The 12,869-nt window shown below is 62.3% G+C and carries 12 protein-coding genes; 4 read left to right on the top strand and 8 right to left on the bottom strand.

From position 1 onward, the window contains the following. Genes JQ621_RS14345 through JQ621_RS14335 form a run of 3 tightly spaced genes read left to right on the top strand, consistent with a single transcriptional unit; the run spans nucleotide 1 to nucleotide 3,608 of the window. The gene (locus JQ621_RS14345; RefSeq protein WP_212235342.1) at nucleotides 1–1,527 is read left to right on the top strand and encodes a class I adenylate-forming enzyme family protein; all 1,527 of its coding nucleotides are present in this window, start codon (nucleotides 1–3) and stop codon (nucleotides 1,525–1,527) included. After that, a complete protein-coding gene (locus JQ621_RS14340) occupies nucleotides 1,524–2,612 on the top strand; it encodes an NAD/NADP-dependent octopine/nopaline dehydrogenase family protein (protein WP_212235341.1) in 1,089 nt (362 codons plus the stop codon). Before JQ621_RS14345 ends, JQ621_RS14340 begins: the two co-directional genes overlap by 4 nt. A gap of 3 nt (nucleotides 2,613–2,615) precedes the next feature. Beyond that, nucleotides 2,616–3,608, top strand: coding sequence for a 3-hydroxybutyryl-CoA dehydrogenase (locus JQ621_RS14335; RefSeq protein ID WP_212235340.1), 993 nt, complete (start codon nucleotides 2,616–2,618; stop codon nucleotides 3,606–3,608). Here the strand turns inward: JQ621_RS14335 and JQ621_RS14330 are convergent. The 6 genes from JQ621_RS14330 to JQ621_RS14305 form a co-directional block, all read right to left on the bottom strand. Next, nucleotides 3,605–4,651: a M29 family metallopeptidase gene (locus tag JQ621_RS14330; RefSeq protein WP_212235339.1), complete on the bottom strand. Its 1,047-nt coding sequence runs from the start codon at nucleotides 4,649–4,651 to the stop codon at nucleotides 3,605–3,607. The genes JQ621_RS14335 and JQ621_RS14330 overlap by 4 nt on opposite strands. A gap of 38 nt (nucleotides 4,652–4,689) precedes the next feature. Next, nucleotides 4,690–5,457 carry an ABC transporter permease gene (locus JQ621_RS14325; protein WP_212235338.1) on the bottom strand — a complete coding sequence of 256 codons (768 nt, stop codon included), beginning with the start codon at nucleotides 5,455–5,457 and terminating at the stop codon, nucleotides 4,690–4,692. Then, the gene (locus JQ621_RS14320) at nucleotides 5,454–6,239 is read right to left on the bottom strand and encodes an ABC transporter permease (protein WP_212235337.1); all 786 of its coding nucleotides are present in this window, start codon (nucleotides 6,237–6,239) and stop codon (nucleotides 5,454–5,456) included. The genes JQ621_RS14325 and JQ621_RS14320 overlap by 4 nt, the downstream gene beginning before the upstream one ends. Next, nucleotides 6,236–7,081 (bottom strand): ABC transporter ATP-binding protein, encoded by an 846-nt coding sequence (locus JQ621_RS14315; protein ID WP_212235336.1) that lies wholly within the window; start codon nucleotides 7,079–7,081, stop codon nucleotides 6,236–6,238. The genes JQ621_RS14320 and JQ621_RS14315 overlap by 4 nt, the downstream gene beginning before the upstream one ends. Nucleotides 7,082–7,194: 113 nt before the next feature. Continuing rightward, a complete protein-coding gene (ilvD, locus tag JQ621_RS14310) occupies nucleotides 7,195–8,889 on the bottom strand; it encodes a dihydroxy-acid dehydratase (protein WP_212235335.1) in 1,695 nt (564 codons plus the stop codon). 77 nt (nucleotides 8,890–8,966) lie between these two features. Then, nucleotides 8,967–9,950: an ABC transporter substrate-binding protein gene (locus JQ621_RS14305; protein WP_212235334.1), complete on the bottom strand. Its 984-nt coding sequence runs from the start codon at nucleotides 9,948–9,950 to the stop codon at nucleotides 8,967–8,969. A 180-nt stretch (nucleotides 9,951–10,130) separates the two neighbouring features. Between JQ621_RS14305 and JQ621_RS14300 the strand changes: the two genes are divergently transcribed. Beyond that, nucleotides 10,131–11,039 (top strand): NAD(P)-dependent oxidoreductase, encoded by a 909-nt coding sequence (locus JQ621_RS14300; protein WP_212235333.1) that lies wholly within the window; start codon nucleotides 10,131–10,133, stop codon nucleotides 11,037–11,039. A gap of 6 nt (nucleotides 11,040–11,045) precedes the next feature. Here the strand turns inward: JQ621_RS14300 and JQ621_RS14295 are convergent, their stop codons facing one another. After that, complete coding sequence (locus JQ621_RS14295; protein ID WP_212235332.1) at nucleotides 11,046–11,606, bottom strand: flavin reductase family protein; 561 nt, start codon at nucleotides 11,604–11,606, stop codon at nucleotides 11,046–11,048. Nucleotides 11,607–11,615: 9 nt separating this feature from the next. Continuing rightward, entirely contained in the window at nucleotides 11,616–12,839 is a 1,224-nt protein-coding gene (locus tag JQ621_RS14290; protein WP_212235331.1) for an acyl-CoA dehydrogenase family protein, read from the bottom strand. Between the last annotated feature and the right edge of the window lie 30 nt (nucleotides 12,840–12,869).

Genomic DNA, 12,869 nt, shown 5'->3' with positions numbered 1-12,869 from the left:
GTGGACCTCTGCAGTCTGATCGATCGCAATGCGGCGTTTTCGCCAAACAAGACGGCCATTGCCTTTGAGGGTCAACGGCTGAGCTACGCGGCGTTCGCCGATCGGATCGAACGGACCGCAACAGCGCTTAAGCAAGAGTTCAGTGTCGGTCGCGGTGACCGCGTCGCGATCCTCAGCCTGAACCGGCCCGACTATCTGGTCCTACTCTACGCATGCGCGCGGCTCGGCGCTGTGCTGGTGCCGCTCAACTGGCGGCTGGCAATTGCCGAGCAGCTCTTCATCCTCTCCGATGCCGGCGCCAAGATGCTGGTGCTCGAGCAGGCATTTGAAGGCATTCTTCCAGAAATCGCGCCGGGGACCGCCGTCGTCGGCTTCGATTTTGCGCCGCCGCGCGGCATGACTTTCGAAAGCCTGCTGTCCGGCCGCGAGGGCAGCGGACGTAACCCGCACACTGATCTCTCCTGCCCGCTCCTCATTGTCTACACATCGGGAACCACTGGGCGGCCAAAAGGCGCAGTGCTCCGCCAGGAGGCGCTGTTCTGGAACGGCGTCATGAGCCAGCACATGCACAACATGACGTCGGACGATCATGTGCTCACGGTGCTGCCGTTCTTCCATGTCGGTGGGCTCAACATTCAGACGACCGCAGCGCTCCAGCTTGGCGCGACCGTCACGATCCATGCCCGCTTCACGCCGGACACGACGCTAGCGGCCATAGAACGGGAACGACCGACCCTGACGGTCATGGTGCCGGCGATCATCCAGGCCGTCAGCGAGCACCCGGATTGGGCCACGAGCGATCTCTCGTCGCTGAAAGCCGTCGCGACCGGCTCGACCATCGTGCCGCCACACCTGATCGAGCGCTTCGTGGCACGTGGCATACCGGTGCTCCAGGTTTACGGCTCAACGGAAACCTGCCCCATCGCAGTCTATACGCGCCTAGGTGGCGATCTCTCCCGCAATGGTTCGACCGGTCTTGCCGGTCTGTGCTGCGAAGCGAAGGTGATCGATCAAGCTGGCAACGAAGTGTCGGCAGGCACGCCAGGTGAGATCGCCGTGCGTGGACCCAACGTGTTCTTCGAGTATTGGGGTAATGCGGAGGCCACACGCGACGCGCTGCACGACGGCTGGTATCGCACTGGCGATATTGGCCTGTGCGACGCTGACGGCTATTTCTGGGTCCGCGACCGCAAGAAGAACATGATCATCTCCGGCGGCGAGAATGTCTATCCGGCCGAGGTCGAACGCGTCCTGCTCGAACATCCCGATGTCAGCGAATGCGCGGTGATCGGAAGGCCGGACCCACGCTGGGACGAGGTCCCCATCGCTTATGTGATCCGGCGATCCGGCTGCCGGCTCGAAGCGAACGAGCTAAGAGCTCATGTGCAGGCCCAACTCGCCCGCTACAAGGTTCCGCGCGACATCGTTTTCGTCGCCGACATGCCGCGTACGGCCTTGGGCAAGGTCCAGCATTTCCTGCTGAAGCAGCTTGATGCGCAGTCTCGCGCGCAAGGAGAGGCATCTTGAAGATTGCGGTTCTGGGTGGAGGAAACGGCTCTTTCGCGGCCGCAGGCGACTTTGCGCTATCGGGGCATGAGGTCCGACTCTGGCGGCGTGATGCAGAGCAAGTCGCGGCGCACCGGGCGGCAGGTTCACGCATCCTCGTGAAAGATCACAATGGCCGGCACGATGTGAAGCTTGCGCTGGTCACCACCAATATCGCCGAAGCCGTCGACAGCGTCGAGCTGATCCTGTGCCCCGCCCCGGCTTTCGCTCAGCCGGATATCGCCCGGCTCCTCGCGCCGCATTTGCGGGATGACCAAGTCGTGTTTCTACCGCCGGCGACGTTCGGCTCGATGATCTTCGCCCAGGCGATGCGGGACGCGGGCAATCGGGCCAAGGCCAGCTTCGCCGAGACCGGCACATTGCCGTGGCTCACCCGCAAGCACGGGCCATTCGAGGTTGCGATCACCATCCGAGCCAAGCGGCTGCCGGTCGGCGTCTTACCGCTCGATCAGGCGACCCACGCGCTTGAGGTGATTGGACGCGCCTTCCCGGATGTGATCGAACCATGCGGTGACGCATTGTCCGGCGCACTAATGAACGCGGGCTGCATTATCCATCCGCCGCTGATCGTGATGAACGCGGGCCCGATCGAGCATTTCGAGCGGTGGGATATTCACAAGGAGGGTACGCAGGCATCGATCCGGCGTGTAACCGACGCACTCGACGCCGAGCGAATCGCGGTACGCGAGGCGCTTGGATATGCCGCGCCGCACTTCCCGCTCGCCCATCACTATGCCAAGGAAGGTGAGATCTGGATGTATGGTCGCGGCTCGCATGACCGACTGACTGATTCCGGTGACTGGCGCGAGCCGATCGTGCTGACGGAGCATCGCTACATGCGCGAGGATTTGCGGATGGGGCTGTCGCTGCTGGTATCCGTCGGAGAGCTGGCCGGTGTGGCCACGCCGCTGGCCAGGGGCTTTCTGGCTATTGGCGGCGCCATCTGCGGCGAAGACTTTGTGCACAACGGCCGAACGTTGGAGACCTTGGGGCTCGGCAAGCTTCACAAAACCGAATTGCAGACGCTGCTTCGTGAGGGATTCTAACCGATGACCAGCCGCGCCACCATCGCCTGTCTCGGCGCCGGTCGCATGGGCCGCGGCATCGCCGTCGCGTTCGCCTATGCTGGACACGTGGTCACGATGATCGATATCAAGACCCGCTCGGCGGAGGATTTTGCCAAGTTACAAGCCGACGCGCTCGACGAGGTCCGCAAGACCTTTGCCACCCTGTCCAAGCTGGGCCTTCTGACTGAAGCAGATGTCGGACCGCTCGTCACACGCGTCTCAGTGGTTTCCGCAAGCCAGAGCGGCGCAGCGCTCTCTGAAGCCGAGATGGTGTTCGAGGGCGTTCCCGAAGTCGTAGCGCTCAAGCGAGAGGTCCTGGGAGCGGCTTCAAAGCAGGTCGGCCCAGACACGATCATCGCATCGACGACGTCGACCATCCTCGTCGACGACCTCTCCGGCGCAATCGTCAACCCGTGCCGCTTCCTTAACGTGCATTGGCTCAACCCGGCCTATCTGGTGCCATTGGTCGAGGTGTCGCCCGGCAAAGCCACAGACCCCGCCATCATTGACGAAGTCAAGGCGCTGCTCGAGGGCATCGGCAAGGTGCCGGTGGTTTGCGCGGCGACGCCAGGATTCATAGTCCCGCGCATCCAGGCGCTCGCCATGAACGAAGCCGCGCGCATGGTCGAGGAAGGCGTCGCCAGCGCTGAAGAGATCGACAAGGCGATCCGCTACGGTTTCGGCTTCCGTTATGCCGTATTGGGGTTGCTCGAATTCATCGATTGGGGCGGCGGAGATATTCTATACTACGCCAGCCGCTATCTTGAAAGCGCGCTCGGCAGCGACCGCTATCGCGCGCCGGACGTCATTTCAAGGAATATGCATGAAGGCCGGATCGGCCTGCGCACGGGCGCCGGCTTCCTCGACTATTCAGGCCTCGACATCGATGCCTATCGCGTCAAGCGGCTGCAGGCCATGGTTGACCTGCTCCGGCACTTCGAGTTGGCTCGACCGCCGGTGCTCGACCGCAGCTAACCGAAGACGTCCTGAAGCACGCCTTCCCGGACCACCGCAACGCCGTCGAGCTCGATGGTCGTGCCCATCATCGGCAGGTCGAAATGGCCGGCCGTATAGCGGCCGGCAAATTCGTTGGCGCCTGTCGAAAACAGGAAATTGCCGGAGACGGCGCGGATCTCCGTTCCATTGGTGTCCCGCTGGTCATACATCGACAGTGCTTCGTAGCGCGCGCCTGGATTCATGCCGAAGCCCACGTGGGAGACCGCATAGGCTTCGCGATCGCCCCAGGCGGCAAGATAGGCGCGCATCATGGCGGCGTCCGTGCCCTCACCTTCAAGCTCGACGACATAGTCGTCCTTCAACGTCATCTTCACCGGCGACGTCAGGTAGCGCTTGAACGTAAGATTGACATCGCCGGGCGCCATCACAAGCGTGCCGTTAATCGTTCCACTCTTGGGGAAGCTGACGACGATGCCGCCCGGCCAATGCGCCAGCGTGCCGGGCTTGTCGGTCCAGCCCCAGACCCCGACCGTTGAAGCGCCGACCATGTCCACATCCAGAGCCGTGCCGGCGTTCGAGGTAACCCGCATCCGCTTAGTCCCGCGGAGCACCTTTGCTGCCGTACGAACGCGCTTCTCGAGTGCCGGATCCGGCACCATCCGCTCCAGCGCCTCGGGGTGCTCGTTGGAGATGACAAGGATGCGAGCGCCCGCTTTCAGGATCTCGGGCGTCTCCACCGCGTGCATCAAGCCCTCGATGGTGCAGTCCACCACGAATCCTGCCTGCTGAAGCGCCGTGATGACCGGCCCAAGCTTCTGGATTGCCTCGCTTGCGCCCGTCGAGCGGACCGGAACGATGTTCCTGTTGCGCGGCGTCGGCATGACGACATGAAAAGGCTTCGCGCCCATGCGCAGCAGGGCCAGCTCCGCCAAATGCACATTCAACGCGCGCGACTGGGTCTCCGACAGGATCGCTGCGGTATCGCCGGCCTTGACGGCACAACGCTCAAAGATCTCGCAAAAGGCGTCGATCCATTTTGCCTCGATCCGATCCGCCAGCATGGTTCACTCCCGATCTTCCGGTTTCTTGTTCAGTCAGGTCACGCTTCGGGAAAACCCCGTAAGAGGTAGGATCGCAAGGCGCCTAATAAGGCATTCAGGATCAACCCGAGCAGCGAGATCGTGATTAGCGGCACGAACATGTCAACAGCCTGAAAGGTACGCGCCGCGGTAATGAGCGCATGCCCCAGTCCATCGGTCGACGTGATCATCTCGGCCAGAAACACCACGATGCAGGAAATAACAAGACCGATCCGGCATCCGGTCAGGATCGACGGCATCGCCGCCGGCAAGACTACCTTGAACAGGATTTCATATCGCGGCGTCCCCGCCGCCATGGCCGACCAGATCAGCTTCTGCTCGACGGTCGATGCACCGTAATAGGTGGATAGCAGAATCGGGAAGAGTGCATCCGCCGCCACCAGGGTGATTTTTGACCCGTGGCCGAAACCGAGCAGCAGTAGCAGCGCCGGATACAGCGCGACTTTCGGCAGTGGCGCAAGCACCCGCACGATCGGCCGAACGACGGCATCGACCGCTGGATGGGCAGCGGCCGCGATCCCGACACCGACGCCAAGCACGACCGCAATCGCGAAGCCGGCGAACAACCGGACCAGAGTCGCCGCGACCTCCTGCTGAAATGTCCATGTTACGAGCTGCTGGATCAGACGGCTGAAGACCACCCCTGGCGGCGGTAGCAAAGCCACCGGCGTGAGGCCCGACGATACGAGGCCCTGCCAGACCGCGACTACCAGCACGATCGGCGCAAGCCCTAGGACGACATTCTTTGGGGAGAGACGCGATGTCATGAGAAACTCAGCGGCATGTCGAACTGAGGTTCGGACCAGCGCACTAGCCTGGCTCGCACGCGCTCGAAGATCGCATCAAGGCAAATTCCCATCGCGCCCACGATGATGATCATCGCAAAGACGGTGTCGTATTGCCCCATGTCGAGCGCGTTGAACAGGATGTTCCCCGCCCCAGACTGTCGAGCAATCATCTCGCTGGTGATCATCGTGATGAGCGCGAGCACCAGGCCGGTTCGACACCCGGTCAGGATCTCCGGAAGCGCGGCCGGAAGGACAATACGGACCATGCGATGCAGGGGCGACAACCCCATGGCCGCCCCCGACCACAGCATCTTCTCTTCGACCGCCTTGGCACCTTCAAAACTATGATAGATCACCGGCAGGCTGACGCCGAGGAAGATCACGAGTATCTTCGTCGCTTCGCCGACGCCGAGCCAGAGCATGATGATCGGCATGAGCGCGGCCTTCGGCACTGGATAGATGATCATCAGAAGCGGATTGAAGAATGCCGCAACCGCCCGGTTCCGCCCCATCAACAAACCCAAAGGGATCGAGAAAAGCACTGCTATGCCAAACCCGATCGCCATCCGGCGAAGCGAGGCCATGATGTTGATCAGGGATTCCTTATCGCCCAGGATATCCGGGATCGCGCGAATTGCCTCAAGCGCTGTCGGAAAGCTGTCGTTCTTCAGTGCCAGTGACGCGACTTGCCACGCCACCAGCAATCCGATGCAAGCCAGCACCGGTGCCGCACGCTTTGCCAAGGCAGCCGGCGACGTCATGAAGAAGGCCCGACTGCATCGCTCTCATCGAACATGCGTTCGATATCAACGACGTATTTCTGGTAGCGTGCGTCGAGCAACAGCTCATTGCGGCGGCGCGGTCGCGGCAGATCGATATCAATGACCTCCCGGATACGGCCGGGAGACTTCGACATCATCACGACCTTGTCCGAAAGGAAGACGGCTTCATCGACAGAGTGTGTGACGAATAGCACCGTCTTGCGATCACGCTCCCAGATATTCAAGAGATCGTTCTGGAGCCGAGTGCGGGTGTGAGCATCGAGCGCACCGAACGGCTCGTCCATCAACAGAACTTCAGGATGGTAGGCCAGTGTCCGGGCTAGCGCGACGCGCTGCTTCATGCCGCCTGAGAGCTCTTTGGGGTAGAAATTCTCATAACCCTTGAGCCCGACCATCTCGATCAGAGCGCGGCTCTGCGCTTCTGCTTCGGTGGCTCGCACGCCCTGCTGGCGCGGACCATACATCACGTTGCCCAGCACGGTCTTCCACGGAAACAGCGCGAACTCCTGGAACACTGGCCCCCGATCCGGGCCAGGACCCGCGATCGCCCGCCCCTTCATCTTCGCCGCGCCACTGGTCGGGCTGACGAAACCGCCGACGATATAAAGCAGCGTCGACTTGCCACAACCGGACGGACCGAGAATGGAAACGAATGCCCCCTCTTCGATCGTCAAGGAGATGTCCGACAGTGCCAAATGATCCTTGCGCGCCGAGGTCTGAAAGACCTGCGAGACGCTATCGATCTCGATGATCGTAGAAGCCGGCTGTTGCGACGTCACCGGTCTCACCCATTCGCTCGATCTCGAAGGCACTACCTTCATCCCGTCTCTCGTTTCACTCACGCGCGAACGTCACGCAACAGATCTGCTGAATGTGCTCCAACAGCGGCATGAGCTTAGCAAGAAACCTGCCAAATGGGGCGCTTCTTTCGCGCTCAGTCGAACCACGGCCATTCCGCCGGCCCCTCATGCGTGACCGCTCCGCCCGGCGCCTGACCGACCAGGCGCGCATATTTTGCGAGTGCGCCCGCGCGATGGCGCGGCGGACGTTGCTTCCAGTCACGTTGCCGCGTCGCAAGTTCCTGTTCGTCGACCAACAGATCCATCCGCCGCCCGGTGGCATCAATCCTGATCTTGTCGCCATCGTGCACGAGCGCCAGCGGACCACCGACAAACGCTTCGGGCGAGACATAGCCGATGCACATACCGCGCGTGGCGCCGGAGAACCGGCCATCCGTGATGAGGGCAACCTTCTCGCCCATGCCCTGCCCGTAAATGAGCGCCGTGACGCCGAGCATTTCGCGCATGCCCGGCCCGCCGACCGGCCCTTCGTTGCGGATCACCAAAACCTCGCCGGCCTTGTAGCTGCGGTCACGAACGGCCGCGACGCAAGCCTCTTCATCTTCGAAGACGCGTGCAACGCCCTCGAAGAACAGGTTCCTCAGACCCGCAACCTTGATCACCGCGCCATCAGGACAGAGGCTGCCCTTCAACACCGCTACACCGCCGTCAGGCATGATCGGTGCGCGGGTCGCGTGAACGACCTCGCCGTCAGGGGCGTTGGCCGCGCCATATTCTTCAGCGAGAGTATGGCCTGTGATGGTCAGACAGCGGCCATCGATATGACCACTCTGGATCAGTTCTCGGATGACCACGGCCGCGCCGCCGATATCGTAGACGTCTTTCGCCGTGTACTTGCCCCCAGGTCGCAAGTTCCCGATCAGAGGCGTCCTGGCAAAGACTTCGCCAACATCATCGAGCGTAAACGCGATGCCAGCCTCGTTCGCGATAGCAGGCAGATGTAGCGCCGCATTGGTCGAACCGCCCGTGGCAGCGACGATCGCGGCTCCGTTCTCCAGCGACTTCCGCGTCACGACATCACGCGGCAGCGGCCCGCCCCGTTCGAGCATCTCCATGATGAGCCGCCCGGCGCGACGCGAGATCTGCGCGCGCTCGGCATAGACGCCAGGCACCATCGACACGTTGGGAATGGTCAGCCCCATTGCCTCCGATACCATCCCCATGGTGTTCGCGGTGAACTGACCGGCGCACGCACCAATGGTCGGAAGGCAGGCGCGCTCGATCCGCTCGAGCGTTCGAGCGTCAATCTCACCGGTCATGAAGCCGCCAACGGCCTCATAGGAGTCGAGGACAGTCAACGTCCGCCCATCCACGCGCCCCGGAAGCGAGCTGCCGCCATAAATGAAGATGGAAGGCACGTTGCAACGCACCATCCCCATCATCACGCCCGGAAGCGTCTTGTCGCATCCGCCATACCCAATCAGCGCATCGTAGGCGAGGCCGTGGACGACGGCCTCAATGGAGTCGGCGATCAGTTCGCGCGAAAACAGGGAGAACTTCATCCCCTCGTGGTTCATACTGATGCCGTCGGAGACGGAGACGGTCGAGAATTCACGCGGTGTGCCGCCGGCCTCCTCGATCCCGGTCTTGGCTGCGGCCACCTGGAAATCATGGGTCATATTGCAGGGCGTCTGCTCGCCCTTCATGCTGACGATACCCACCATCGGCTTGGCGATGGCCGCGTCATCCAATCCCATGGCTCGCATGAAGGCGCGGTGGGGCGCCCGGTCGAGGCCGTCGGTCGTTATCCGCGATCGCAGTTTCTTCATGCTTGCATCATCTTCATGCGATGTCCCGCACGAGGCGGGACATCGCGACCTCATAGACCCGGCGCACAACCGGCTGCTTATTGCAGCGGGGCGACGATCGTCGGATGCTTGAACTGCGCGACATCCAACTTTGGCAGCATTCCCGTCTCCGCATAGATGTCCAGCATCTTCTGGATCGCAGGGAAATTCGGCGCCGCGCCGGGATCGCGACCGAAATCATTGTCCTTAAGCAGGTAGGTATCGAGCACCGGAATGGGCGCCTTCAGGACTTCATTGACGACCTTCAACGTCTCCTCACGGTTCGCCAGCGCCTTCTTCATGCCCGACGTGATGTCGCGGACATAGGCCTTGACCAGCTCCGGGTTCTTGTCAACGAAATCGGCGCGGCAGGCCTCAAGGATATGGACGATGTTCGGCATGGCTTGCGACAACGAGAACAGCTTGCGAGTGCCGCCCTTCGCCTCCGCGCGTGCGGCAAACGGCTGGTTCATGTTGACCGCGTCGACGCGCCCCTGGCGCAGCGCATCTTCGGAAACGGCAAAGCCGACCTCGACCAGCTTGATGTCCTTGGCCGGATCGACACCATTCTGCTTCAGCAGCAAATTGAACGGTCCTTGCGTGCCGCCGCCGATCACGGAAATGCCGACCGTCTTGCCTTTGAGATCTGCAATCGTCTTGATCGGCGAGTCATCCATGACCGCCCAGTAGACCGAGAATCCGCCGGGCTTCTCGAACACATGCTGGGCGACGATGTAAGCCTTGAGATTGCCCCCGACCACGCCGTTGGCAAGCGAGAGCGGCGCCTGCGTCGCACAATCGAGTGCGCCGGCGGCCAGTGCCTGCGTCATAGGCGCGGTGCCCTGAAATTGAGTCCACTCGATGTTGTAGGTCTTGCCTAAATCGGGAAATTCGGCCGGCCTGCGCATCATCCAGTACTTGGATTCCTCGGCCGGAATGGTCCAGCCCACGCGGATCGTCTGCTGCGCCCGTAAGGGGCTGGCGCACGCGATCATGGCCGCCGCGGCCCCTGTTGCCAGCATCCACCTCGAAACTGCCCACATCGTGCCCACTCCGCTGCTCCGGCGCCGACCGACGCCACCCAACCCGACCGCCCCAAATGTTTCATGGTTCAAACAATCAAGCAAGCCATGCATGCCGGCCCACTTTAGTCGCGGACTGCGTCATGTATGGTGCGACAGAGGTCGCACGCCGTTGCGCTGCGAGAGGGAGGGAAGCAACCTATGGCTGACGCGACCAAGGCAGACCCGCAAGGCGTCGAGAGGCTCGGCTATCTCGGCCTTGGGCTGATGGGAACGCCGATGACCCGGCGCCTGCTCATGGCCGGCCATCAAGTCATTGTCTGGAACCGCTCGGAGGGCAAAGTCGCGCCGCTCGTCAAAGCCGGCGCCAAGCGCGCGCACACCCCACGCGACTTGCTGGCGAACTGCGACATCGTCTTCATGTGCGTGACGGATGCTGCCGCCGTCGAAGAGGTCATCTTCGGACCAGAGGGCCTCGCAGCAGCCCCTGGCACGGGCAAGCTCGTGGTTGATTTCTCGTCGATCCATCCCGATGCCGCGCGCGAACTTGCGGCGCGATTGAAGGCTGCGAATGGAGCGGGCTGGATCGACGCGCCGGTGTCCGGCGGCACCAAGGGTGCCGAGGAAGGCACGCTCGCCATCATGGCCGGCGGAGAAGCAGCCGATATCGAGAGGGTGCGCCCCTACGTCCTCGCAATGGCGCGCCGGTTCACCCACATGGGTCCGACCGGGGCTGGCCAAACCACAAAGCTGTGCAACCAGGTGATCGTCGGATGCGCAATGGCCGTTCTTGCGGAGGCAACGCGCCTTGCCTCGAATGCGGGGATCGACGCGAGCCGGCTGCCGGAGGCGCTCGCCGGTGGCTTTGCGGACTCGATCCCGCTCCAACTCTTCGTCCCGCGCATGGTCCGGGGTATCCACTCGCCGCCGCTCGGTCACATCGCGACGATGCTGAAGGATCTCGATACGGTCGCCGATGTCGCACAGGCGACATCAACGCCGGTCCCGATGGCGACCCTAGCCGGGCAGATCTTCAGACTTGCCAAGGCTTCGCGCGGTGCGGACGCGGACGCCCTGGAGATCTACAAGCTCTCTGCCCCAGAGCATTGAATCGCCTCACGACTTCTTGCGCTCGTCGTCAGCCAGAAACCGGCCATACGCCCCTCGCGCAAACAGCAGCGGCTCTTTTGCGTTGTAGGCATAGGCCTCGACGGCACCGAGAAAGATCACGTGATCACCGCCGTAATAGCGGTTGACCGATCGGCACTGAAAATTTGCTACGCTCTCTGCAAGCACCGGTGCATTGCCGAGGCCCGGTGTCCAGTCGACGCCGGCAAACTTCTCCTCGGACGATTTCGCAAACCTGTTCGCGAGAGCCTGCTGCGAGGTATCCAGCACGTGGACGGTGAAATGGCTGGCGTTCTGAAACACAGTCAGGCTCGATGAATAGACGCCGAGGCTCCAGAGAACCAAGGGAGGATTCAAGGAGACAGACGCGAACGAGTTGCAGGTGATGCCATACGGCTTTCCATCGGCCGCCGTGGCCGTGATGATCGTGACGCCCGTTCCATAGGTGCCGAGCGCATTGCGGAAGTCACGTGGATCGATCGACGAGCTGTCGCTCGCCAACTCGTTGGCGGGATCCGGAGCGGCCGGCTGCTTTGGCTGATCATTCATCGGCCGGCCTCACAACGTGAGATTCTCGGACGGCAAGCCAAGTGCCACACGTCCGTAGTTCGTTCCGGCCGCGTCAAAATTGAACGCGAGGTGAGAATTGATCGCATGCGCATCACGGAACTGCCGCTGTAGCACCCCCGTCGTGAAAAGTCCGCGCGCCCCGCTCGCCGCAAACAGCATCGAAACGGCGTCAGTGCACAGATTGACGGAGAAGGCACCATCGCGCCGATATCTGGTCTTGGTCGTCATGTCAGGCCAGTGGCTGCGTCGCACATCCTGCATCGCCTCGGTACAGGCCGCGCGCATGACGAGGCGGGCAGCATCGATCTTTGCTGAAGCTTCCGCGATCTTGATTTGCGTGCTCTGGAAGTCGCTCAGCTTGGCGCGGTTGTAGGTCGAGATGCGGTGACGCGCGACTTCCACATAATCATCCAGGCAGGCCTGCGCATTCCCCAGCGCGACGCCGGAGAGAACATAAGGAAACAACGAGAATACCGGCAGGGCATAGAGAGGATTGGGATTCACCTTGCTGCCTGGCGATGCGCCCCCTGCAAGGTCACCCACGGCGACCGTCAAGTGCTCGGGAACAAAGGCGTCCCTGACTTCGACATCCGATGACCCGGTGCCGCGTAGTCCCGCGACGTTCCAGGTATCGAGGATATTGTAGTCGGCTCTGGGCAGCAGAAAGATGCGATACTCGATGCCGTCGGCTTCGTCGTCCGAGGAGACGACACTTGCGAGCATGTTCCAGGCGCAAGAGCCGACGCCCGATGAGAATGGCCAGCTCCCGCGTAACCGGTATCCGCCCTCAACCCTGGTGGCGCGGCCGGCGGGGAAGATAAACGATGACGCGATCAGCACGTCCGGGTCCTTGCCCCAGACCAGATCCTGCGCGCGCTGCTCGAACATACCGAGCATCCAGTGATGACTTGCCAGATTGGCGAGATTCCAGGCCACCGATGCGTCGGCGCGGCCGACCAACTCAGCACAATCGATCAGGGCCACATAGTCGAGCTCGGCGCCGCCAACACGCTTTGGCTGAAGCATGCGGAACAGACCGGCATCGTGCAGATCCCGCTCCGTCTCCGGCGGCAGGTGCCGGAGTTCTTCAGTGCGCGCCGCGCGTTCCCGCAGTTGCGGCAGGAGCGACCTGGCGTTGGCAATCATCGTCGCATAGGCTCGTTCGCCGGAGCCTGCCGACTGCCCCATACTCGGCTCTTGACCAGGCGCCATTCGTGTCCCTCGCTCTCACACATTTATGCG

The organism is Bradyrhizobium manausense, from assembly GCF_018129685.1.
GTDB classification, from domain to species: Bacteria; Pseudomonadota; Alphaproteobacteria; order Rhizobiales; family Xanthobacteraceae; genus Bradyrhizobium; species Bradyrhizobium manausense_D.
Note: the sequence above shows the minus strand (reverse complement) of the source record. Positions and strands in the feature narration are given on the sequence as shown.

Bases quoted from the DNA above. Each gene is read 5' to 3' on its own strand.
- JQ621_RS14335 (WP_212235340.1), top strand. From the start codon at position 2,616: ATGACCAGCCGCGCCACCATCGCCTGTCTCGGCGCCGGTCGCATGGGC.
- JQ621_RS14330 (WP_212235339.1), bottom strand. From the start codon at position 4,651: ATGCTGGCGGATCGGATCGAGGCAAAATGGATCGACGCCTTTTGCGAG.
- JQ621_RS14325 (WP_212235338.1), bottom strand. From the start codon at position 5,457: ATGACATCGCGTCTCTCCCCAAAGAATGTCGTCCTAGGGCTTGCGCCG.
- JQ621_RS14320 (WP_212235337.1), bottom strand. From the start codon at position 6,239: ATGACGTCGCCGGCTGCCTTGGCAAAGCGTGCGGCACCGGTGCTGGCT.
- JQ621_RS14315 (WP_212235336.1), bottom strand. From the start codon at position 7,081: ATGAAGGTAGTGCCTTCGAGATCGAGCGAATGGGTGAGACCGGTGACG.
- ilvD (WP_212235335.1), bottom strand. From the start codon at position 8,889: ATGAAGAAACTGCGATCGCGGATAACGACCGACGGCCTCGACCGGGCG.
- JQ621_RS14305 (WP_212235334.1), bottom strand. From the start codon at position 9,950: ATGTGGGCAGTTTCGAGGTGGATGCTGGCAACAGGGGCCGCGGCGGCC.
- JQ621_RS14300 (WP_212235333.1), top strand. From the start codon at position 10,131: ATGGCTGACGCGACCAAGGCAGACCCGCAAGGCGTCGAGAGGCTCGGC.
- JQ621_RS14295 (WP_212235332.1), bottom strand. From the start codon at position 11,606: ATGAATGATCAGCCAAAGCAGCCGGCCGCTCCGGATCCCGCCAACGAG.
- JQ621_RS14290 (WP_212235331.1), bottom strand. From the start codon at position 12,839: ATGGCGCCTGGTCAAGAGCCGAGTATGGGGCAGTCGGCAGGCTCCGGC.